The sequence below is a fragment of the Aliiglaciecola sp. 2_MG-2023 genome (assembly GCF_030548145.1).
Lineage (GTDB): Bacteria > Pseudomonadota > Gammaproteobacteria > Enterobacterales > Alteromonadaceae > Aliiglaciecola > Aliiglaciecola lipolytica_A.
Genome location: NZ_JAUORY010000002.1, coordinates 351610 through 374017 on the forward strand (window position 1 = coordinate 351610; position 22408 = coordinate 374017).

17 protein-coding genes and 1 pseudogene are annotated in these 22408 nt (G+C 41.5%); 11 read left to right on the forward strand and 7 right to left on the reverse strand.

The window, feature by feature from the left end:
* Positions 1-72 precede the first annotated feature (72 nt).
* Genes Q4567_RS03445 through Q4567_RS03455 form a run of 3 tightly spaced genes read left to right on the forward strand, consistent with a single transcriptional unit; the run spans position 73 to position 2941 of the window.
* The gene (locus tag Q4567_RS03445) at positions 73-1236 is read left to right on the forward strand and encodes an NAD(P) transhydrogenase subunit alpha (RefSeq protein ID WP_216049595.1); all 1164 of its coding nucleotides are present in this window, start codon (positions 73-75) and stop codon (positions 1234-1236) included.
* Positions 1236-1517 (forward strand): NAD(P) transhydrogenase subunit alpha, encoded by a 282-nt coding sequence (locus Q4567_RS03450; protein ID WP_216049596.1) that lies wholly within the window; start codon positions 1236-1238, stop codon positions 1515-1517. Before Q4567_RS03445 ends, Q4567_RS03450 begins: the two co-directional genes overlap by 1 nt.
* Before the next feature lie 29 nt (positions 1518-1546).
* Positions 1547-2941, forward strand: a complete 1395-nt coding sequence (locus tag Q4567_RS03455; protein WP_216049597.1) for an NAD(P)(+) transhydrogenase (Re/Si-specific) subunit beta — start codon at positions 1547-1549, stop codon at positions 2939-2941.
* A gap of 414 nt (positions 2942-3355) precedes the next feature.
* On the opposite strand, the gene Q4567_RS03460 is transcribed toward Q4567_RS03455, so the two are convergent.
* Positions 3356-4633 (reverse strand): YjiH family protein, encoded by a 1278-nt coding sequence (locus tag Q4567_RS03460; RefSeq protein ID WP_216049598.1) that lies wholly within the window; start codon positions 4631-4633, stop codon positions 3356-3358.
* Positions 4634-5240: 607 nt separating this feature from the next.
* On the opposite strand from Q4567_RS03460, the gene Q4567_RS03465 reads away from it, so the two are divergent.
* On the forward strand, positions 5241-7094 hold the full coding sequence (locus Q4567_RS03465; RefSeq protein ID WP_303499371.1) for an acyl-CoA synthetase: 1854 nt from the start codon (positions 5241-5243) through the stop codon (positions 7092-7094).
* Between the two features lie 138 nt (positions 7095-7232).
* Here the strand turns inward: Q4567_RS03465 and Q4567_RS03470 are convergent.
* The 6 genes and pseudogenes from Q4567_RS03470 to Q4567_RS03495 form a co-directional block, all read right to left on the reverse strand.
* Positions 7233-7349: pseudogene (locus Q4567_RS03470) on the reverse strand (short chain dehydrogenase); the annotation flags it as partial.
* Between the two features lie 873 nt (positions 7350-8222).
* Entirely contained in the window at positions 8223-9680 is a 1458-nt protein-coding gene (locus Q4567_RS03475) for an NADPH cytochrome P450 oxidoreductase family protein (RefSeq protein WP_303499372.1), read from the reverse strand.
* Between the two features lie 20 nt (positions 9681-9700).
* The gene (locus Q4567_RS03480) at positions 9701-10534 is read right to left on the reverse strand and encodes a DUF4198 domain-containing protein (protein WP_303499373.1); all 834 of its coding nucleotides are present in this window, start codon (positions 10532-10534) and stop codon (positions 9701-9703) included.
* A gap of 21 nt (positions 10535-10555) precedes the next feature.
* The gene (locus Q4567_RS03485; protein WP_303499374.1) at positions 10556-11086 is read right to left on the reverse strand and encodes a DUF2271 domain-containing protein; all 531 of its coding nucleotides are present in this window, start codon (positions 11084-11086) and stop codon (positions 10556-10558) included.
* Positions 11087-11098: 12 nt separating this feature from the next.
* Positions 11099-11698, reverse strand: a complete 600-nt coding sequence (locus Q4567_RS03490; protein WP_303499375.1) for a PepSY-associated TM helix domain-containing protein — start codon at positions 11696-11698, stop codon at positions 11099-11101.
* 329 nt (positions 11699-12027) lie between these two features.
* Positions 12028-13050, reverse strand: a complete 1023-nt coding sequence (locus Q4567_RS03495; protein ID WP_216049604.1) for a 5'-methylthioadenosine/S-adenosylhomocysteine nucleosidase — start codon at positions 13048-13050, stop codon at positions 12028-12030.
* Positions 13051-13147: 97 nt separating this feature from the next.
* On the opposite strand from Q4567_RS03495, the gene Q4567_RS03500 reads away from it, so the two are divergent.
* From Q4567_RS03500 to Q4567_RS03530, 7 genes are all read left to right on the forward strand, one after another.
* A complete protein-coding gene (locus Q4567_RS03500) occupies positions 13148-13288 on the forward strand; it encodes a hypothetical protein (protein WP_216049605.1) in 141 nt (46 codons plus the stop codon).
* A gap of 62 nt (positions 13289-13350) precedes the next feature.
* Complete coding sequence (locus Q4567_RS03505; RefSeq protein WP_303499377.1) at positions 13351-14079, forward strand: hypothetical protein; 729 nt, start codon at positions 13351-13353, stop codon at positions 14077-14079.
* Between the two features lie 483 nt (positions 14080-14562).
* The gene (locus tag Q4567_RS03510) at positions 14563-15396 is read left to right on the forward strand and encodes a nitrate- and nitrite sensing domain-containing protein (protein ID WP_216049607.1); all 834 of its coding nucleotides are present in this window, start codon (positions 14563-14565) and stop codon (positions 15394-15396) included.
* Positions 15397-15403: 7 nt separating this feature from the next.
* Positions 15404-15808: a DUF2845 domain-containing protein gene (locus Q4567_RS03515; protein WP_216049608.1), complete on the forward strand. Its 405-nt coding sequence runs from the start codon at positions 15404-15406 to the stop codon at positions 15806-15808.
* Positions 15809-16261: 453 nt separating this feature from the next.
* Positions 16262-19600 (forward strand): MHYT domain-containing protein, encoded by a 3339-nt coding sequence (locus Q4567_RS03520; RefSeq protein ID WP_303499379.1) that lies wholly within the window; start codon positions 16262-16264, stop codon positions 19598-19600.
* 15 nt (positions 19601-19615) lie between these two features.
* Positions 19616-20608 (forward strand): two-component system response regulator, encoded by a 993-nt coding sequence (locus tag Q4567_RS03525; protein WP_216049610.1) that lies wholly within the window; start codon positions 19616-19618, stop codon positions 20606-20608.
* A 436-nt stretch (positions 20609-21044) separates the two neighbouring features.
* Positions 21045-22349, forward strand: a complete 1305-nt coding sequence (locus Q4567_RS03530; protein ID WP_303499381.1) for a PAS domain-containing methyl-accepting chemotaxis protein — start codon at positions 21045-21047, stop codon at positions 22347-22349.
* The last annotated feature ends 59 nt before the right edge of the window (positions 22350-22408 follow it).

The following is a 22408-nucleotide window of genomic DNA, read 5'->3' on the forward strand; positions in this document are numbered from 1 at the left end:
ATATGAATAACTATTTCACAACATATACGGGCATAGTATCTACATTAAATCATTTAAATTAGGAGAGGGTATATGCCTGTTATTGCTTTTCCAGCTGAGTGTAAGCCTGGTGAGAAGCGTTGCTCAGTAATGCCAATCAACGTAAAAGCTTATACGCTATTAGGTGCTGATGTCTGTGTCCAGTCGGGTATAGGTGAGGCGATTCACATTCAGGATAGTGATTATCAAGACGCTGGTGCAGAAGTTATCACTGACCGAGATGAATTGTTAAAAAAAGCAGATATTGTACTTAGCCTACATAAACTTACAGCAGATGAGATTAGTTTGTTAAAACCAGAAGCGCTCATTGTTAGCTATTTGGACCCTTTCAATGAACAGAGTTTTGTAGATAAGTTATGTTCAGCCAATATTACTAGCATCAGTATGGAAATGATCCCCAGAATCAGTCGCTGCCAAAAAATGGATGCGTTGAGCTCTCAGGCGAGTTTAGCTGGGTATGTCATGATAATGCAGGCAGTTAATACACTCGACACAGTATTACCTATGATGATGACTCCGGCTGGTACTTTGAAGCCAGCCAAAGTGTTTGTGATTGGTGCTGGAGTGGCGGGTTTGCAAGCAATCGCCACTGCGAAGCGTCTAGGCGCTAGTGTGACCGCATTTGATACTCGCTCAGTTGTAGCTGAACAGGTTCAATCGTTGGGCGCTAAATTCCTTGATATAGATCTGGGGCAAACTGGCGAAACCGGTCAAGGGTACGCGCAAGCATTAACCCCTGAACAGATGCAAATTCAACAACGTGAACAAGCTAAATGCATAGCCGATTCAGATATCGTTATCACTACTGCACAATTGTTCGGTCGTAAACCTCCACAATTAATCGATGACGCTACTATAGCAATGATGAAACCCGGTAGCGTCATTGTTGACATGGCTGCGGAAACCGGTGGCAATGTCGCAGGATCAGTGGCTGGAGAAGTAGTTGTTAGACATGGGGTAAGTTTGGTTGGAACTGGCAATTGGGCTAATGGAGTGGCTAAGCATGCCACGCAAATGTATGCCAGCAACTTATATAATTTAATCAGTGAGTTTTGGTCAAAAGAAAACAACCGATTTGAATTGGATGTTGAAGATGAAGTCCAGTCTGGTTGCATCATTACCCACCATGGGAATGTTGTAAATAAGATGATTCAATCGTTCTACGAACAAGCTAGCAACCAGCAGGAGAAAGCATAGTGGAAGCCATATATTTATTATTTATTTTATTGTTGTCGATTTTTGTTGGTTTCGAATTAATTCAAAAAGTTCCGGCTACTTTGCATACACCTTTGATGTCTGGTGCTAATGCTATTTCAGGGATTACTTTAGTCGGCGCATTGGCCTTGGCTGGAGATGACAGTTTAGGTCAGTACGCTGAATTTTTAGGGGCGTTCGCGGTTTTTCTAGCCACGATTAACGTGGTCGGTGGTTATTTAGTTACCGATCGCATGCTTGCCATGTTCAAGAAAAAAAATTGATCCCAACTGAAGATTAAGAGGACTTTAAAATGATAGAAACTACTTCGACTTCAGCGTTGGTAATTAATCTTACTTATGTACTGGCAGCCGCGTTATTTATTTTTGGATTAAAACTTTTAGGTCATCCATCATCTGCACGAAAAGGTAACTTACTCTCAGCGGTAGGGATGCTTTTAGCCATTGTTGTCACCTTGTTTGACAAGAATATAGTCAGTTTTGAATGGATCGCTATTGCGATTGTTGCCGGCAGTATTGTTGGCTTCTTTGCCGCAAGATTAGTCGCGATGACGTCGATGCCAGAACTGGTTTCATTGTTAAATGGCATCGGAGGACTTGCGAGTGTGTTTGTGGCGTGGTCAACAGTGGAATCAAATGGCCAACTTTCTGGCTTCGTGATGTTGGTTACTTTTCTTGCGTTATTAATTGGTGCAGTAACCTTTTCCGGAAGTTTGGTGGCTTGGGCAAAACTAAGTGAGCGGATCACAGGCAGAGCGGTAACCTTTAAAGGACAGGTGATTTTCAATTTACTGTTAGTCACAGCCATTTTATTTAGCGGGTATTTATTTATTGCGCAGCCAGAGTTTTCACCTGGTTTTACCTTGGTGTTGTATAGCGTGATGGGCTTAGCTCTGCTGTTCGGTATTATGCTAGTTCTGCCTATTGGTGGAGCAGATATGCCGGTGGTTATCTCGCTGTTAAACAGTTATTCGGGTTTAGCGGCCTGTGCTGCAGGATTCGCACTGCAGAATAATATTCTCATTGTAGCCGGATCCTTAGTTGGGGCCAGTGGCATAATTCTGACCAGTATTATGTGTAAAGCGATGAACCGTTCATTATCAAACGTCCTATTCAGTGGTTTTATGCCGGTTGTAGAGTCAACTATGGTAATTGAAGGCGAAGTAAAACCTTTATCTGCAGATGACGCTTATTACGTTTTAGAAGCAGCGCAGTCAGTGGTTGTTATTCCTGGTTACGGTATGGCTGTGGCTCAGGCTCAACATGCGATGAAAGAATTACAGGTGTTACTGGAAGAAAATGGAGCGGAAGTGGCTTATGCCATTCACCCTGTTGCCGGCCGTATGCCTGGACACATGAACGTACTTTTGGCTGAAGCTGACGTTTCTTATGAGCAATTATTCGAAATGGATGAAATCAACAAACGTATCGAAAATTTTGATGTGGCAATGGTAATAGGCGCAAATGATGTGGTTAACCCCGCGGCTCGCGAAATGAAGGGCAGCCCTATTTATGGTATGCCTGTTATTAACGCTGATTTGGCTAAAAACGTCTTTGTACTGAAACGAGGTATGGCATCTGGTTTTGCTGGAGTTGATAACCCGTTGTTCTTTAAACCAAATTGCCGCATGGTATTTGGTGATGCTAAAGAAACCTTAGGTGCCATCATAAGGCAGTTCGCTGATTAATTTCAGCCTCGATTTGATGTAATACCACTGTGCACTTTTCATCTGGAAAGTGCACATTATTCCTCCCTTCAGCTATTTTAGTATTCCATTTTAGTGTTATTTAACAGCTATTGATTAGATGCACTTTGACATGATGGACTGCTCTACTTTACAAATACCCTTACCCTAGGATTCAGCTGACACTAAAGCTGTGCAAACATATGAAAATGTAAACCTAAGCTCTTTGCAGTCTGCAATTTTATGTACTTAGATTTTATACACATTAGGTAGGGCTGTGACTAGGAACCGGCACAGCCAAACACAATCAAAATTCGACAATGTGATGCCTGATGCCTACTCCAGCTTAAAAACTGACTCGCGACCAGAGCAATCTGCGCTGGTTACTCATCTTGTTTATTGAAATAAACGCAGTCTTTAAAAAATTATATGCCCAGCTAAAGCAATAATAGGCAAAGTAACAATAGTGCGCAGGATGAAAATAACGAATAGTTCGCCAAAATTAACTGGGATTTTACTGCCTATTAGCAGGGCACCCACTTCACTCATATAAATCAGCTGACAAACCGACAATGTCGCAATAACAAATCGGGTGAGATCAGATTCAATTGAACTGGCTAAAATTGATGGAATAAACATGTCGGCAAATCCCACCACTATTGTTTTAGACGCTTCAGTGGCTTCTGGTATCTGTAAAAGTTCGAGAAAGGGAATGAATGGCATGCCTAAGTAACTAAAAATAGACGAGTGCTCTGCTAGTATCAGAGCAATAGTGCCTATGGCCATTACCACTGGGATAACGCCGAATATCATATCGACAACATTTTTGATGCCTTCTATAAATACATATTTAAAACCGCCCGCTTGAGATGCTCGAGTAAGCGCTTGTTCAATACCCCATGAAAAAACATGGTGTTCTTTAGGCACAGTTTCATCATCCGCATGTCTTGGTGATTGATCAATGTAATGGTCTTTTTTCCAAGATAACGGGGGTAATTTGGGGACAATAATGGCGGCAACGATACCTGCAAAACTAATGGTAAGGTAAAAAGGAATAAATAAATGTTCTAATTTTACCTGAGTAATCACCACTAGACTAAATGTGATAGAAACCGCCGAAAAAGTAGTGCCGATGACTGCGGCTTCGCGCTCGGTATAAAACCGTGACTCATATTGCTTTGTGGTCATTAAAATCCCCACACTGCCATCACCTAACCAAGAGGCCATACAGTCAATAGCGCTTCGCCCCGGTAGGTTAAATATCGGGCGCATAATTTTGGTCATCAACGTGCCGCAAAATTCGAGTAGCCCGAAATTAAGCAATAATGGCAGTAACATACCGGCGAATAAGAATACTGAAAACAACACAGGAATTAAATCATTGAGTACCAAGCCACCTGTATCACTAGAGGTAATGATGGTGGGCCCTACTTGAAGGTAGGTTAACAGAATAAATACAGCGCCGAGCACTCGCATGAGTAACCAAAAAGGTGTGACCGTCAGCAGGGTATTAAAAAATGCACTTTGTTGCACGGCTCTAGGTTTACACAAGGAAACAACACTTGATGCTATGGCCATGAAAATCACGATAATCGTCATCACAAGTTGAATGTTCTTGCCCATTTCGGCTTGTAATGCTTTGGAGGCGACTGCAATGGGAATAGTAATGGCACCATCAATACTAATGGGTGTCATAAACAGTAGTAATCCAATGAGGGAAGGGAGGATAAAAGTCAGTAGTGTCTTTAGACTGTGTTGTTTATTCAATTTTATTACACCGGAATATTTAAGGTGGAAATCACCCTTTTTTCAAAGGCGATTAAACCTGCTTTATTGTGACAATTATGTCTCAGCAGTGTTGTTTGGGAGGCAAGGTTAACCGCTTATTTGGGCTATGTAAAATGTTAACTTATGCATTCGCAGACGCATGTGGATAATGCATAAAAATAGTCTGATTAGTAAAAACCTAGTGCTTAGCAATGGTAGCTATAGCTGAATAACGTAGATTAAATATTCCTGTTCATTTAACAATCTGAATCGGCTAAGTCGCTTTGGTTTATTCAAACCCGGTAGCGGCTACAGAAGCGTTGTCCTGAATATAGCTATTATCCCTCGCTACTTTCGATTTGAACGGTCACCGGGGATTCAGCATTGCTTTGCACAATAGCAGGGGAGGCACTTGCTTTGCGTGCCAAATTATGTGAAAACATGAAGGGTAAATATGGAAAATATGAGGCAAGATACATATTCATTTTAGGGAAATGAATTTTTATTTGCCCTGTACTTACTAGAGGAGAACCCGATGACGGATTGGCTTGAGTCACCCCTATTGACATTATCAGACGTGGAAAGATTTGAGACTGAAATGCCGCTTCTAGATCGTCTTGCCGGAGACAGTGTGTACGATGTCTTCGTCCAAGCAGCTGAGCGCCATGCTAATCGAACCGCATTGACGATGCTGATGACCGGAGATGACGACGAACAGCCTCGCCGAGTCAGTTACGCCGAGGTACTGGAACTTGTTCATCAGACGGCTAACCTTTTCACGAGTCTTGGTGGCGAGCGGCCCGGAGTCGCGTTCATGTTGCCGACGCTTATCGAGACCAACGCCGTTCTGTGGGGCGCGGAAACTGCAGGTTACGCGGTTCCGATCAATTTCCTACTTCAACCGGAGCACATCCGCGGTCTGATTGAAGCCTCTGGGGCGAAAATTCTGGTCACGTTCGGGCCACATCCGCAGCTCGATATCTGGGAAAAGTCACTCGAGTTGAAACAACAGATGCCTGATCTGATCGTTGTGCGCGTCGCTCCGCCAAGCACTCCGGCTGTTGATGGCGTGATTGATTTCTACGCCGCGATTGCGGCTCAACCGACCGATAGATTGACTTTCGAAAAACCTGGCAGCGGTACTGACGTTGCTGCGTACTTCCATACTGGAGGCACAACAGGCGTGCCAAAACTTGCTGCCCACACCCACGTGGGCCAGCTCACAGCCGCATATGGCTGTGCCGCATTAATGAACCTCGAGTCTGCTGACGTTGTGACCGGCACGCTTCCAATGTTTCATGTCGCGGGCACGATCCTAATCGGTATCAGCACATTCATCGCTGGAACAGAGGTAGTTATCATGTCGCCATCTGGACTGCGCAATCCTGCGATGGTCAATAATTTTTGGCGGATCTGTGAACGTTATGGTGTCACGGTCGCTGGTGGCGTGCCGACGTCAATCGGTGCGATCATCCAAGTTCCTGTCGATGGGGCAGACATCAGCTCAATACGAAGCGGACTCACCGGAGCCTCATCGCTTCCTGTTTCTGTGCGCGAAAAGTTTGAGTCGATCACCGGCATACAACTCAAGGAGATCCTAGGCATGACCGAGGCATCAGGTCTCATCTCTTGCAATCCGTTCAAGGGCCAAGGCGGTGCCGGTTCGGTGGGATTGCGTCTGCCGTACACTAAAGTAACCGTTCGCCGCCTCGAAGACGATGGTTCACTTGGTGCGGAATGCGAAGTCGGTGAAATCGGCGTGCTGACCATTGCTGGGCCAACGGTCTCACCGGGCTACCGGAACGCCGAACAAAACGAAGGGACCATAGTCGACGGTGTACTCAACAGTGGTGACCTCGCCTACACTGACGCTCAAAGCAGGATTTACATTGCGGGACGGTCGAAGGATCTGATTATTCGCAGTGGACACAACATCGATCCGCTGATGATCGAAAATACCCTTCAGCGCCACCCAGCGGTGGCGGTCGCGGCGGCAGTGGGGATGCCAGACGTATACGCCGGCGAACTGCCGACCTGTTACGTGCAACTTCTCCCGAACATGACTGCCACCGAAGACGAACTCAGAGCGTTTGCCCAAACCGAGATCAGCGAACGGCCCGCATGGCCCAAACATATTCATATTGTTGACTCAATCCCAGTCACGGCGGTTGGAAAGATCTTTAAACCAACGCTTCGTCGCGACGCGGTCAAGCGCGCCGTCGAATCTATCCTCACCCAGAATAAACTCACTGGTGACGTCAATGTTACCGTCGGTGGTCCACGAGGAATGCGAGTCGAGGTTAAACTGTTTGGCGCTCAGCAAAGCGACGCTACACGACTTCAGGATCTGTTGGATGCCTATTTGTTTGAAGCGACGGTTACCAGCTAGGCATTGGCAGTGAATGTAAGTCGCAGAAAAGACCAGCAACTGTTACACAGGGTGCGCAGATAGCGGTGATTAGAATGTAGAATAAAAGCAGCCTTTAAAAGGCTGCTTGATTTGCAAAAAATTTCCAATTAGTTACCCATCAAAATGTCCCACTTTTGTATATAAATCTTTGATTGATTGCTCATTGGTTATATCTACAATATGGTCAACATTTCCTGAGCGACCTGCGGCTGTTACAGGATTTTGGTTTGTAACACTCCAGTCCGGCCATTTAGGCTTGTGAACCTAAATGCTCCTTGTATCGATACACGGGGGTATTGCTTCCAAACTTGACTCAGATATCACAACGTTTTATTGTCAAACAAAACATATGGTTGACCTTCAATGTTGAGTGAAATTAACACCCTAAACAGCGGAAAGCGCGAGCGCATTTGGGCCAAGCCCCGCGAGTACTTTCCCGATGCTTTTGCTTGATATGGTAAGGTTAACTAACCCTTGTATATTTATATTCGCATGAAACTACTGCTGCACACAAACCGCTTAAACTAAGGCAAATTAAACCAGAAATAAAACTAGTAAAGCTTAGCGACCAAACAACTTCACGATACCCTAGAGTAGACATTGAAACTATTGGGCTATTGGGGTCTCCTGCAATAGTTTGGGGACCTGCAAATATACTTAAAATGAGAAGCCCTAAGGTTGCAACAATTGCTAGGTAACCAATTGCCCCTATAAGCCGCGACGCCAATAACAGTGTAAATAGGTTCTCGGTTTTAATATTTGAATATGGGTATAATTTCATTTAAATCCTTTTGGATTCCACTATAGCTCTCGACTTTATCGGCGTTATAACACTATTAATAAGCCGCAAATGCGCGTGTTTAAACTCGGGCCTTGTATGTGTATAAATTTTACCTATTTTAATCATAGAGTATAACTTTTTTCAATATATAGGCTTTTTCAGATACCTACTTTTTTCTCTTTAAAAATTCGGCAATTATCCGTGGGCTTGCATATGTCTGGTATTGGACGCTAAGATTTTAAACAATCACAGCAAGCGATGGTGCAGTGACATTGATTTAGTGAAGTTTGAATGTTTGCTTGGGGCAAGATCCCGATCGTCGCTGGTTAATACAAGTCTCGTCGATAACGTCCGTTTGCTAACAATGCTGATGTATTTTCCTGCCCTAGATACTCGGTTAACACTTGATGAACGCCGTCACCCATTCCGGCTTTATTACCACAGACGTATATGTCAGCTCCTTTATGCACCATGGTTTTCAGTTTTTCTGAATTGATATGAATAATATCTTGCACGTAGGCTGGCTCTTGAGGGGCTCTTGAGTACGCAAAATGTAAATCAGTAATCAAACCACTTTGTTGCCAACTCTCCAATTCACCCTTGAGCATAGTGTCGTTTTGTGGGTCGCGTTCGCCATAAATCAGCCATACCGGCCCAGTTTTTCTTTCAATCGCTCGTTGTGCGAGTTGCGCACGTAAGCCCGCTAATCCGCTGCCTGCGCCGATCAAGATTAATGGACGTATTGCACTTTTAATGTGACAGCGACTATTCGCGCGAATAGTTCCTTTGGAAATATCGCCAATTTTACTGAATTGAGTAAGCCAACCGGAGCCGATTCCAGGTTTACCATCAGGGGAGGTCTGTAGTCTGACAATTAATTTAAGTACGTTTTCATGGTGTGCAGAAGCGACTGAGTATTCTCTATTTGGCAGAGGGACTAATGAGCTTAACCAAATCGCTGGGGGAGTATGCTTAGAAGTAAAACGCTTTGGCAATACAACAGTGCTTAAGTGTTGTTTTAGCGGCTGACTCAAGCCATCTTTAGTTACCAGCATACGACCATCTAGCTGATGTTTGTTTAACCAATTCTCAATATTTTTTGCATCATTGCGTGGCTGAATAGAAATCACATCACCAGCTTGCCAACTAGGAAGTTCAGATTTCACGTTAAAAGTCAGTAAATACAAAGGCGGATTATCACTTTTAGGATTGAGACATTGGCGATCGATGAGTTGCCAATCGCAGAAATGATCCGCTGCCTGTTCAGTTTCAGTTAGCGGCATATTTTGACTATCAAGTTCAATCACTTCAGCTTTAGATTTAGCGCCCAAATTGGCTAAACCGCTATGCAAATTGTGACCAAATGCACAAAAGTGTTCATATGTACTATCGCCTAGAGCAGTGACTGAATATTGTAAATGTGACAAATCAATAGCTGACTTTTTGGATAGTATATCTTGATAAAAACGCTGACCATTATCTGGTGGCTCGCCGTTTCCGTAGGTGCTGACCACAAAATGGGCCTGTTTAGTGGCCTGCAAGGCTTGTTTGTTAACTTGGTCAAGAGGCAGTAAATTGACTGCCTCTTGCGTGCCGAGTTGTTGGGCTTTTTTAGTTGCTAATGCTGCAGCCGAACCACTTTGACTGGCATAGGCAATTAACGTTGAAGCGGCTAAATTAATTTTAGGTTGCGTGCGCTTGTGGCGCACATACAACCCGATACACCAAAATAACCACGCTAAGGTTAAAAAAAACGCCAGACTAATTCGCACTGTTTCGTTCAAAAGATATCTTCCGAGTTTGGTTACATTGGTAACACTTCAAGTGTTGCTGCGTAACTTCCTGTGCGCTTAGTTGCTGGCGCTGAAACCTGATCATCTTCATATTCAGCTTCTAAAAAGTAACGTCCAGCAGTTGGCCAAGTTACTACAAATTGACCTTTATCGTTGGTGGTTAGTTTAATTTCGTTTTGTTGATTACGGTAACGAACTCCATCAGGAATGATTTCAATAGTGGCACCTTTTGCGGGTTTGCCATCAATTAAAAGTGTAAATGTAGCGGCCTCACCGGCATATAAATCATTTGGGTGAGTCAGCGGGACCATTTCTAATCCTTGATTGGTAGGGGCAAAAACGTCGTCGCTTGGTGCACCTAAGGTTACAAAGGTTTCAACCCGACGATAACTGCGGCTAACTCGTAATTTTTTTGCGTCCTTAGGAACAGCTGTGGCGAATTCAGAATCCTGAGCTGTTTGTCCACGTCTTGGCCACATTTTACGTTTACCATCTTCGTCTTCCCACATAGCACGTAAACCGCCGCTGCTGGTGGCTAGCTTGTATGTGCCTTCTTGATTCAATTGAATATCAAAGGTACTGCGATATTGACCTTTTGACGCATTTAGAAGTTCTACGGCGTTACCTTGAGGCCCATATGCCTTCACGCCGGCTAGATTCATGGCTACGTGATCAGGAAAAAATAATGTATTGGAAATTGCTGCGTCAAAGGTCACATAAGGCGCATCGCCTGACAATACTGTCGAACTAGGCAACATCCATGCTCTATGCGCTTGGGCTTGCATCGCGACTGAAGCTGTTAGCATGCCCGCAGCTAAAAGTTTTAATAAATGTGTGGTTTTCATGTAATTTACTCCAGTAAATGGTTAATCGTTAGTCTGTAAATTCAAGCTAATATTACCCAGCTCTGATTTACCGCTTTTATAAATAGGTAAAGTAGAAGTATCTAGCGGTAACGTCAGTGGTATCTCTATCAACTCTCTGCCACCGACTTCTCGTGCCGCTTCAATGCGTAATTTATAATCCCCAGGCTCTAGCCCTTTCAATTCATCTTTATCTAGGTCGATACTAATTTGATGACTTCCAGGGCCTCTTGTGGCCGACGTTAGGCCATCATAGGGTAAATTCAAGCTGCGCCCCCCTCTGCGCCACCATTGGCGCATGTCTTTCAACCATTCCTGACCTTCATTGTCTGCCATCTTAACGTCATACCATACTGCGATTTGGGTAGATTTTCGGGCCTTGTTTTCCAACCAAACGGCGACGTAAGGACTATGATATTCAGCTACATTTAACTGCGGGATATCGATCTCAAGTGCTAACTTCTGACTATTCGCATAACTAGAAAACATGCTTAAAGTAGCGCTTATAATTAATAACTTTTTGGGTATGAACATATAGTTACTCTTTTAGTGAATAAACAGCAGCATAAGCACTAGCGGGATTAACACTCCTAAAGCCGCTAATGGCGCTGTTGACTGCCTATGGGAAGATTGACGCCACAACAAAATTAAGCCAGTGCCACTAAAAATAATGCAACCACCGGCAAAGATATCGATAAACCAACGCCAAACCGTGCCGCTGTCGCGGCCTTTATGTAAATCATTGAAGTATGCTAACCATCCTCTGTCCGTATCTTCGTAAACAAATTCCCCAGTTTCGGCATCGAGGGCCAACCAAGCGTCGCCCCCAGGACGGGGCAATGGCAAATAAAATTCTGTGCCATCCCATTCGCTGCTGTAGTGACTTGGCAGAACAATTTGATGATTTGAATAGAGCCAGTCTTCGATTTCAACAGATAGCTTTTGCGGTTGTTCACTTGCACTTAACCACTGCTGCATAATGACATCTGGCACCTGTTCTTCTAAGCTATTAAATGTAGGTTGGGCTGGTATGTCAGCTGCATGGTTAAGGGTAATGCCAGTTACTGCGAAAAGTAGCATACCCGCCATACATACAGAGGCGCTAATCCAATGCCACTGCCTAACTGTACCCAATGAAAATCCCATTGCCCTACCTTATGTCTAATATTGTTAAGCTAATTTACTTATAAACTTAATGGCACCGTCTGAAACATCAATGCCATTTAACAATGCTGGCAACCTCGATTTTTGTTGATTTGCGAGGGCTAAAATTTATCGCCGAAATACTACATAAAATTAACCGTAATGTAAATATGAATACGAACCATTCTCAATAGAAGGCGTGGAGAGGGGAGAAATTGCGTGTTACTGGATAATTTAATTAGGTTTTTTGCGGCTTTAAACAAAAAAGACCTTTTAACTAAAAGGTCTCTTAAACTATAAATGTTATTTAAGTTGGATTGTGTAAATTGGCTTTATTGAGATTGAGAAGGAAGTTCAGATTGAAATTTGACAATTTGATCTAACAACCCAATCAGCAACTGAGCTCCGGTTCCTGATGCAATTCCATCAAATACGTTTTCGACATTTTTACCTTGCTGACCACCTGCTAAATCACTCACTGAGCGTATTACAATCCAATCTACGTCATTTACAAAACACACTTGCCCAACTGCAGCTGATTCCATTTCTGCGACTTGCGCATCATAGACCCGTTGTAGCCAATTTCGATATTCGGCATTATCTAAAAACACTGAGCCGGTAACTCCATTACCACCTACCTTTATATTGATAGGGTGTCCAGAAGGCATTTTTATATCGTCCATTGAAGATAGGGCTTTGTGGGTTAAATCTAATAGTTCTGGGGTGACGGTGAAATAGGGCATCTGTCGCGGTTCTGACCAGCCTTGTTTAATCACTGACATTTCTTCAGGATGAATAAAACCAATATTTTCATATGCAGGCGCATTAGGATCATTCTGTTCACGTTCCTCGTAGCGTTTTAGCGCATGTTCGTAATAGTCTGGCAGTATATAACCCCCTTTATTATCTGCTTGTGGATTAGCGTAAACGGATTCATCATGAAAGTACCAACGTTCAGGAATGGCGATGTCACCGGGTTGAAAAGCCGGGTTCACGCCACCTGCTATTCCCATCATTACAACTCTATCAATTGGAAAGTAGTCTAATGCCATTTGCATCGTCATTGCTGCGTTAGGCACGCTAATGCCGGTGGTAAAGATCACAATAGGCTCACCTTTAAAGTGTCCTAACTGATATTTAACGCCTTTTATGGTCAATGTTTGCTCAATCTGGGCATCAGGTATTTTCGAAAAAGCCGCGTCGATAGCTTGGATCTCTGGTGAATATGCTGCGACTATTGCGGTCCATTTTTCGCCATCTGGAAACTCTCTAGGACCATATTTTTCTGCGCTTTGCGGTGAAGCAAAACAATTAACAGTGAAGATAACAATAAACAAGGTAGAAATTTTGAACATTTTTGGGATCCTGTGAAGGTTTGAACACGTCTAATCGCTAGCAGGTTGCTCGATTTGAATTTGAAACAGTGTCTGACGAGATTAATAGATCAATCAAGTGAAGTCTTTGAAGGATATGGAGCAACAACAGGACATCATTAAAAACGTCAGAAACAAAGTAAGTGCAGCTCAAAAAGCAAAAAGTACACCAAATTTAGAGTTTAAAATTTATGTTGAAAATATTTCCCAAATTGAGTGAGTTATGAGCATTAAAATAGTATCTCTGCTAAAATCGTATTGGTTCAAGTGAATTGGTAAATTATGAAATTACTATTGATTTTAATTTTTATATCGGTTGCATTCCCTGTGAAATCGAAAGATTACACTGTCAATATTTTGGATTTATTTAAAGACGATATTGAAGCGACGCATCTTACTCAATATTACACCGATATTTATCAGGCAGTGGATATCACGCCTTCGTTTACATTTTATCCGTCAAAACGAGGATTGAAGATGGTCAACGAAGGAATTTTAGATGCTGAAGGGTTTCGGCTTGATGTGGTAGGGGAGCACTTTAGTCAATTAATTAAAATCGATGAGTCTATCGGACATTTGCAGATTGGATTTTTTTGTTTAAATAAAAATGATTGTATAGTTGATGAATCTTCTATCGTCGGCGTTTTATCTAGTTTCCGCGGTGCAGTAGACTTTTGTGCTGAATCTAGCATTGAGTGCCATTTTATTGAAAACATTAATTCAATAGCAAAAAAATTGGATACCGGACTGTTGGATGCAATTTTTGCCACCGATATAGAAGCGCAAAAAATACTATGTGCATCTAGCTATGATTCGTTTCAATTTTTACCCAGCCAAGTATCTAAACTGCCACTTTATCACTATGTCAATAAGCGACATTTAAGCTTGAAACAAGGGTTGGAAAAATCCATACGTGAGGCAAAAAACAATGGCAAGCTTGCCATTCAATTTTCCAATCATACACTTACTAATCTAAGTTGCGAAAAGACTGTAACCTTCATCACTCCCTAATCTTTAGAGTATATTGGAATTGGGATTTGCTGTCTTTTTTTCGATACACGGCCAATATCTGAAACACTGCCAAATGTCAGTAAACTATGATTCTGAAAAGCTAAAAGGGAAATAGGGTGCACCAAAATGGGGCGATGGAGCTGGCAGTGTGCAATAAATATTGTTCGTCTTAGCCGATTCTCATATTAAAAAGTAAAAAATAGCCTGATATTTGTCAACAGATTGTTAGTTGTCTATTTAAAGTGGTTTTGCTTATTATCAATCAATGTCTTCCCGCATTTATATATCGCAGTGGCTTAATAATTGCTTTGTCAACAGTAATGTTGATTTTAAGCGCTTAAACAAATTCACAGTTCTAATTTATAGGTGATAAGGCCCGTCGACTTTTTATTCATTGGTTAAAAAGTGTTGATTAGTTATAAGCAATTTAGATTACAAAGCGATTAGCTTATTTTTCGTTCTGTTACCCAATTTAGGATATACATGTTAGAAACTTTTACCATCATATTAACCGTTTTAATATTCGCTTTGGTTTTCGTTAGAGCTTATACGAGAATTACGGACCGTATTAGGTTGATCCGCGCTCTGGATGTGATTACCCAACTCCGCAGTTTAATCGGCAACTTGCAGCGTCACCGAGGACTCAGTGTCGGCTATTTAAATGGTAATCTGCGAGTCGAGCCATTAATTATTGAGTTGCGCCAAAAAATTGATCTAGGGATAGTAAATTTAGACAAAGATGACGTATTTAACAAACAGTCTCGCTGGCTGAGTTTTATTGACCATTGGCCACGTCTTGAAAAAAATGGTTTTTCGTTAACTATCGCAGAGAGTTTTACGCAACATACTAGTTTGATAGAAAACCTCTTAAGGTTAATGGAAGTTGCTGCTGATGATTGGAAAAAGACGCACAAGTTACCCAGAGAAATTTTAGACCTGCAATGTATTTGGAAAGAGTTACCTATGGCTGTCGAGTTTATCGGTCAGGCAAGATCAATAGGAATCGCCGTTGCCTCCTCAGGTGAGATAACCAATATGGACAAAAACAAGCTGAAATATCTTGAACAGAAAATTCAAGAATACTCGATGACTTCTTTTAGCCTATTGGCCGGCCTTTCAAATGAGGAGAGCAAACGTTTAATCGTTGAAGCCAGAAACGCGTGTAAAATATTGACTGAGACTATTAAACAGGAACTCATCCAACCTACAGATATTAATATTGATGGCGACAGCTATTTCACTATGGCCAGCAATACAATGGAATCAATGAACAGCCTTCTAGATAACGAAATTAAGCGAATTAAAGCTTACACCTAAAATAGTCATGGTAGTAAAAGCCCCATTTCCCTCGTTGATTTTCCCCACTGACTTGCTAAAGTCAGTGGGGTTGCAGTTTATAAAGTTAATTCATGGAGAAGCAATGGTGTTTGGATTTCGCAATAAATTAGGTTTCGGACTGTTGATCTGCGCCAGCATTTTGAGCCATTCTGTTTATGCTGATACGTTGCGTTGTGGCTCAAAGTTAATTAAAACCGGTGACACTACCTTGGATGTAATTTTAACCTGTGGCGAACCTAGTTTTAAAGAAGACTTAACTACCCAGCAGAAAAAACACCGTGGCGTTAAACTAGAGCGCTATCTTTACAAGCAACCAAAAGGTCAATTTCATAAGATTTTGGAATTTCGAGACGGAGTGCTTATTAAAATAGAGAATGGCCCAAGAAGTTAAGTTGCTCGTCTTATTCCCCTTCAAAACCTCGTTCTGCTGTATATAAGTCGCTAAATAAACGCGTTTCAGCTGTTGCTAAACAACCTTTTTACTCTTGTTTTCGGTCTCATAAATTTGCTTATGGCTATTATTGTTACCTTTTAACTAGGCGTGCCGAGACGAACCTTAGTTTATGTTGTAGAGTTGTAGTTCAAGAGTTGTTAATTGACCGCATTTAGGGTTCATTGCTACTATGCAAAACAACAGATTAAAATGATTGTTTTTGATAAAAGTAATCGCTAAAAGATCAACTAAACTTCACATACTTTGCCCTTTAGACGTTTATTCCTGTCTCGGTTAAGCTAACGATTTTAGTTTAAATATTAAACGCGTGTTAGGCTGAGAATTCCTTCCATGAAAACAAAAGTAATCTTTAACAATGGCAAAATGCTGTAAGGACAAGGCTCCGCTTGAATGAATAACAATATTAAAAATGTTTTTGAAGCAGTACCAAATAATTTGTTAGTCATCGGAGAATATAATTTCTGGTTGGTTGCCCTGTCGGTATTTATTGCAATGCTTGCTTCTTTCATGGCATTTCAAGTGGGGTACCAAGCCGCTAATTCGTTATCGCCTAAACGGCGACAATTAGCATTGATGGTTAGTAGCATCGCCTTGGGAGGTGGTGTTTGGTCGATGCATTTTATTGGTATGTTGGCATTTGATTTATGTACTGATGTCAATTATGGCATGTCGTTAACACTGATTTCATTGATACCTGCGATCGCTGCGTCTTGGGTCGCTCAAAACCTTCTTATGCAAGAGAACATAAGTCGAGCGCAATTGATATTAGGCGGGATTTTGGTAGGGTCAGGCATAGGCTCTATGCATTATATTGGAATGGCGGCTATGGAAATGGCGCCATTACTTCGTTATGACTTACCAATGTTTATGCTATCTATTTTAGTCGCAGTTGGCTTAGCTTTTGTCGCACTTTATTTTCGTTTTGGCTTAGATAAGTTTACCCAAATTAAGTTAAGTGAATTTTCTAAGATGTGCATAGCCAGTGTGGTAATGGGGATCGCTATATCCGCTATGCATTATACCGGCATGGCCGCAGCCCGTTTTGTGCTACCTGAAGGAATGGAGTTATCACAGCAATCTGAACACATTTCACTTTTCCTCGCACTTACTATCGCGTTTATTACAGTTGTTATTATCGCGCTGGTAATTGCGCTGAATTTCGTTTTCAAATATAAAGATATTTCAGCTCGTTCGTTACAGAATGAAAAGCGCCTAGTAGCAACTATGGATACCGCCGTAGATGGAATCATCACTATCGATGAATGGGGCAAAGTAATCAGTGTAAATCGTTCAGTCGAGAGCTTATTGGGTTGGTCGGCAGAGGATTTAATTGGTAAAAACGTCAACAAAGTTGTTCCCGCTCCACATCATGACCAACATGATAGCTACATCAGTAATTATTTGCGCACCAGAGAAGCTAAAATTATTGGTGCAAGCAGAGACGTTGAGGCTCTTACTAAGCAAGGGCAAACTATTCCCGTCAGATTATATATAGGTCACGTTGAAATTGAAAACCAACACCTATTTGTTGCGTTTTTACGTGATTTACGTGGAAGACTAAAACTACAATCTGAGATACGCGAAAACGAAACGCGTTTTCGTTCGCTGTTGAGTAACCTACCAGGCATAGCTTATCGTTGTTTAAATCAAGCAGAATGGCCATTTTTATTTATCAGTGATGAAGTGGAGAATATCCTCGGCTACCCTGCAAAAGACTTTATTTTACCCAAAGGGCAACGTCGTTTTGCGGATTTTATTCACCCTGATGATAACGAACATATTATGGAAACCGATTTTGATAACCCTGATGGGTTTGTGATTGATTATCGAGTTATTGATAGGTTTGGTGAGACGAAATGGATGCTGGGCTATGGTCGCGCGATTAGCAGCGAAGATGGCAGTGAAAATTATCTTGATGGGTTTATTATGGATATCACCCAACGCAAATCTATCGAGCAAGAGTTGGTGCAGGCTAAGAACAAAGCCGAACAAGCAGCCTCTGCTCGTGCTGCTTTCCTAGCGAATATGAGTCATGAAATTCGCACTCCCATGAATGCTGTTGTTGGCTTTAGCGATATTCTGCTTGATAGTGAACTATCTTCAACCCAGAAAAAGCATGTCACTACGATTAATCAATCCGCTAAATCTTTGATGCATATTCTGAATGATATTTTGGATAGCGCTAAGTTAGATAAAGGCAAGTTTCAATTAGAATATCGCGATTTTTCTATCGTCGAAGAAATTGATGCCGTGGTATCAACTTTATGGCTACAAGCCCAGCGAAAAGGGGTCTCTATCGATCTTGAAATCGCCACTGATATCACCGGTAACTATAATGGTGTGCCTGATCGAATTCGCCAAATTCTAACCAATATAGTCGGCAATGCGGTCAAGTTTACCCACAAGGGTAGCGTCACTATTATGTTGTCAAAACATACTGATGAGATGGTCAAATTTGAAATAAAAGATACCGGTATTGGTATGTCAGAAGAACAATTGCAAAACGTTTTTGAAGCCTTTGAGCAAGCTGACGAATCAATGAGTCGACGCTTTGGTGGCACAGGTCTTGGCACGACTATCAGTAAACAGTTGGTTGAGCTGATGGGGGGAAGTATTTCCGCTACGAGTCAATTGAATATTGGCTCCGTATTTACCTTCACGCTGCCACTTAAGAAAGTCGACGGTAAAAGCCAAAAAGCCGCAAAACTATTGCCAACCAAACTGCCCAAGTTACGCATTTTAGTGGTTGATGATCTGCAACAGAACATTGATTTACTAACGATTTTGTTAACTCGTGCTGAGCATACTGTTATTACCGCTCGCGACGGGGAACAAGCCCTGATTCGGATGCGAAATGACAAACCTGACGTGGTACTGATGGATATTCAAATGCCAGTGATGGACGGGCTAAGCGCGGCACAAAAACGCAGGGAGCAAGAACAGCTAGAAAAATTACGGCATATTCCCATTGTTGCGCTAACGGCCAGTGTGCTAGAAAAAGATCGTCTGTCTGCTTTAGAAGCGGGAATGGAGGGGTTTGCTAACAAACCTGTTAACTTTGAACTGCTTACTTTTGAAATTGCTAAAGTATTGAAGTTACATCGAGATGTCGATGACACTATTTCTGTCGAACAACAGTTGGACCACTTATTATCAATAGATATTGATAAAGGCACGAAATTATGGGGCTCTAAAACCACGTTATTTCAACAAGTCAGTGAGTTTATTCGCGACTGTGAAGCCAAATTAGAACAATTAACGTTTTTTATTGAAATCGCAGAATGGTCTGAACTTGAACAAAGCGTTCATGCATTGAAAGGAGTTGCAGGCAACTTATCATTAGCTAAATTTGCGGGGATTGCGTCTGAGCTGGAAAATAATATCGAAAAAGCCGACGCTACAAACTTGCTTAAAATGGTTCAATCTATGATGGATGAGCTGCATAAAATTGCAAAAATTATCGGTATGCGAAATCAACAGATGAACCAAGGTTTGGTTGAAGAAGATGAATTCTTGAGTAATGACGCTTTGTTACTAGTATTAGATCAATTAGTTGAGATTGTCAGAAAAAATGAGTTTGATGAATTACTAATTGATAAATTGTCGTCACAGAATAAGCATCCATTGTTTGCAAAAATGGTTGAAATTGTCGAAGTCTTAAATGATTTCGAATTCGAAAAAGCAATTAATTTAATTGAACAAATGCAAAGTGAATTGCGCGTCAGTTAGAGATGGGAATAGACTATGTATACAGCAGTTAATCGACAAAAACTTCTGGTGGTAGATGATGAACCTGCTAACCTGAGGATACTGAATCAAATCTTAAGAGAGTCTTATTCTCTAACCTTTGCGAAAAGCGGATTTGAAGCACTTGATCTGGTCGAAAAAGTTAAACCCGATTTAATCTTGTTAGACGTTATGATGCCAGGAATGACTGGATATGAAGTATGCACCGCGCTTAAATCCAACGATTTAACCAAACATCTTCCAGTCATTTTTATTACTGCGTTAGTGGATGCTACAGACGAAGCTAAAGGGTTTGAAGTGGGCGCGGTAGATTACATATCCAAGCCTATTTCCCCAGCTGTAGTAAAAGCCCGTGTCGCTACTCATTTATCTTTAGTCGATGCAGAGGAGTTGCGTCGCACACGTTTGCAAGTTATCCAACGCTTGGGTCGAGCATCAGAATATAAAGACAACGAAACCGGAATGCACGTAGTTCGCATGAGTCATTATTCTAGATTATTAGCTCTGGCTTATGGATTTTCTGAGAGTGCGGCAGATGACTTATTTCACGCTGCGCCTATGCATGATATCGGAAAAATAGGTATCCCAGATAGAATAATGCTCAAACCGGCACGGCTTACTGTTGAAGAATTCGAGATAATGAAAAAGCACCCAGAAATTGGCGCTGAGATTTTAGGTGAATCGGATTCAGAACTCATCGATTTAGCAAAAGTCGTCTCTTTGACTCATCACGAAAAATGGGATGGTAGCGGCTACCCTAAAGGGTTGTCTGGAGAAGATATACCTATTCATGGTCGTATTGTCGCATTAGCCGATGTTTTCGATGCGCTCACTAGCAAACGTCCATACAAAGAAGCTTGGACAATTGAAAAGACCATGGAGTTTTTGCAAGAACAAAAGGGTAAACATTTTGATCCCAAAATCGTTGAGCTATTTCAGCAAAATTTAGACAAAATGTTGGACGTGAAAAACCGTTTTCAAGAAGACTAGTTTTAAACAACCAAATAGCCATTAGAACCTGCTGCGCAAAGGTTAATCTAACTTCTCTTGCATTGATTACTCCCAATATATTGTAATTCTTTAATAAAAGAATTTTTACCCACAAGAATTTTATGGGGAAAAATTAAACCCAACTGTCGGTAGTAATACTTACCATGATGATTTTTAACGTTTTATTCTAGCAATTAGCATACTGTTTGAATTGTTTTGTTTGGCTTTTATGTTAGTTTATTTTTAATAATAAAAATAAACAGCATCACTAAAGCGTATTTAGTCGGGGCTGGGTTGATTAAACAGTGTTATAAAATCTAATTGAGCAAAATTATTCGAGCTTTAGCTGAAAATACATGTCGCCTCATTGAGGCCGCAAAACACTGTCATATTCGCACTACACCGTCATATTGACGGTTCAAATTGAGAAGTTGTAATGTTTAACCGTGACCTAAAACAAAAAATAGTTACCTTAGAAAACTCCTTGAGCGAACAGGTTTCATTAGTCAATTCAATCCAAAATCATGTTGCTTATATTGAATTTACTCCCGATGGAACGGTTTTGATGGCCAACTCGTTATTTCTTTCCGTAGTTCAATTTAACAATGATGAAATTGTAGGACGACATCATCGTATGTTCTGCGACAATGAGTATGTTAATTCTAGAGGATATTATGAGTTTTGGCAGAAGCTGCAATCAGGCGAAAGTTTTTCAGGGACGTTTCCAAGGCTAAATAAACATGGCCAACAATTATGGTTAGATGCAACGTATTTTCCGATTGTTCATGCCGGTAAAGTGACTAAAATAGTTAAAATTGCGACGGATGTGACCCAACAATATACCGCGTTACAAACTCAACTTGCGATAAGTAAAGCCCTAGATTTGTCAATGGCGGTCATAGAGTTTACTCCTCAAGGGAATATTTTGTATGCCAATCAAAACTTTTTACAAACCATGGACTGCACGCTAGAAGATATACAAGGAGAACATCACAGAATCTTTTGTTCAGATCAGTTTTATCAAGACAACCCGACTTTTTGGGATGATTTAGAAAGTGGCAAGCTAACCTCTGGAATGTTTGTCAGGAAATCGTTTAGTGGTCAAGAAATATGGTTAGAAGCCACTTATAACCCCATAAAGTCAGAGACCGGGGAAGTTATTAAAGTCATTAAGTTTGCGGCAGATATTTCCGACCGGGTGAAACAAAACTTAGCTGTGTCTGAAGCAGCAGAAGTGGCTTACTCTACTGCAGTTGAAACTGCTCAAATTGCTATGCAAGGTTCAGAAACGTTAAAAAATGCCGTTCTTAATTCCAGCGCAATAGAGCAAGAAGTTATAGAGTCTGTAAAGTTAATTGAAAGCTTGGGCAATCAGTCAAATTTGATTGGTAGTATTGTATCGACAATAAGCTCTATCGCCGATCAAACTAACTTGTTAGCACTGAATGCCGCAATTGAAGCAGCAAGGGCTGGGGATACAGGGCGAGGTTTTGCGGTTGTCGCGGATGAAGTTCGTCAACTGGCTGCTCGCACAAGTAATTCTACCAATGAAATTGGCGATGTGGTGCGTTTGAATCAAGAATTGACGGATGAGGTTACTCGTCATATCAATTCCGTTTCTGATACCGCAAAAAAAGGCACAGACTTATTACAAGCAGTTGAAACGGCCATTCATGAAATTAAAGAGGGCGCTGAAAATGTATCTCGTTCTGTCGCAGGGTTATCTGACAATACTCAATAGTTTTACTCAGAAAATTGTAAAACTGGAATGTCATGTATTGCCTCTAAAATCGCAAAATG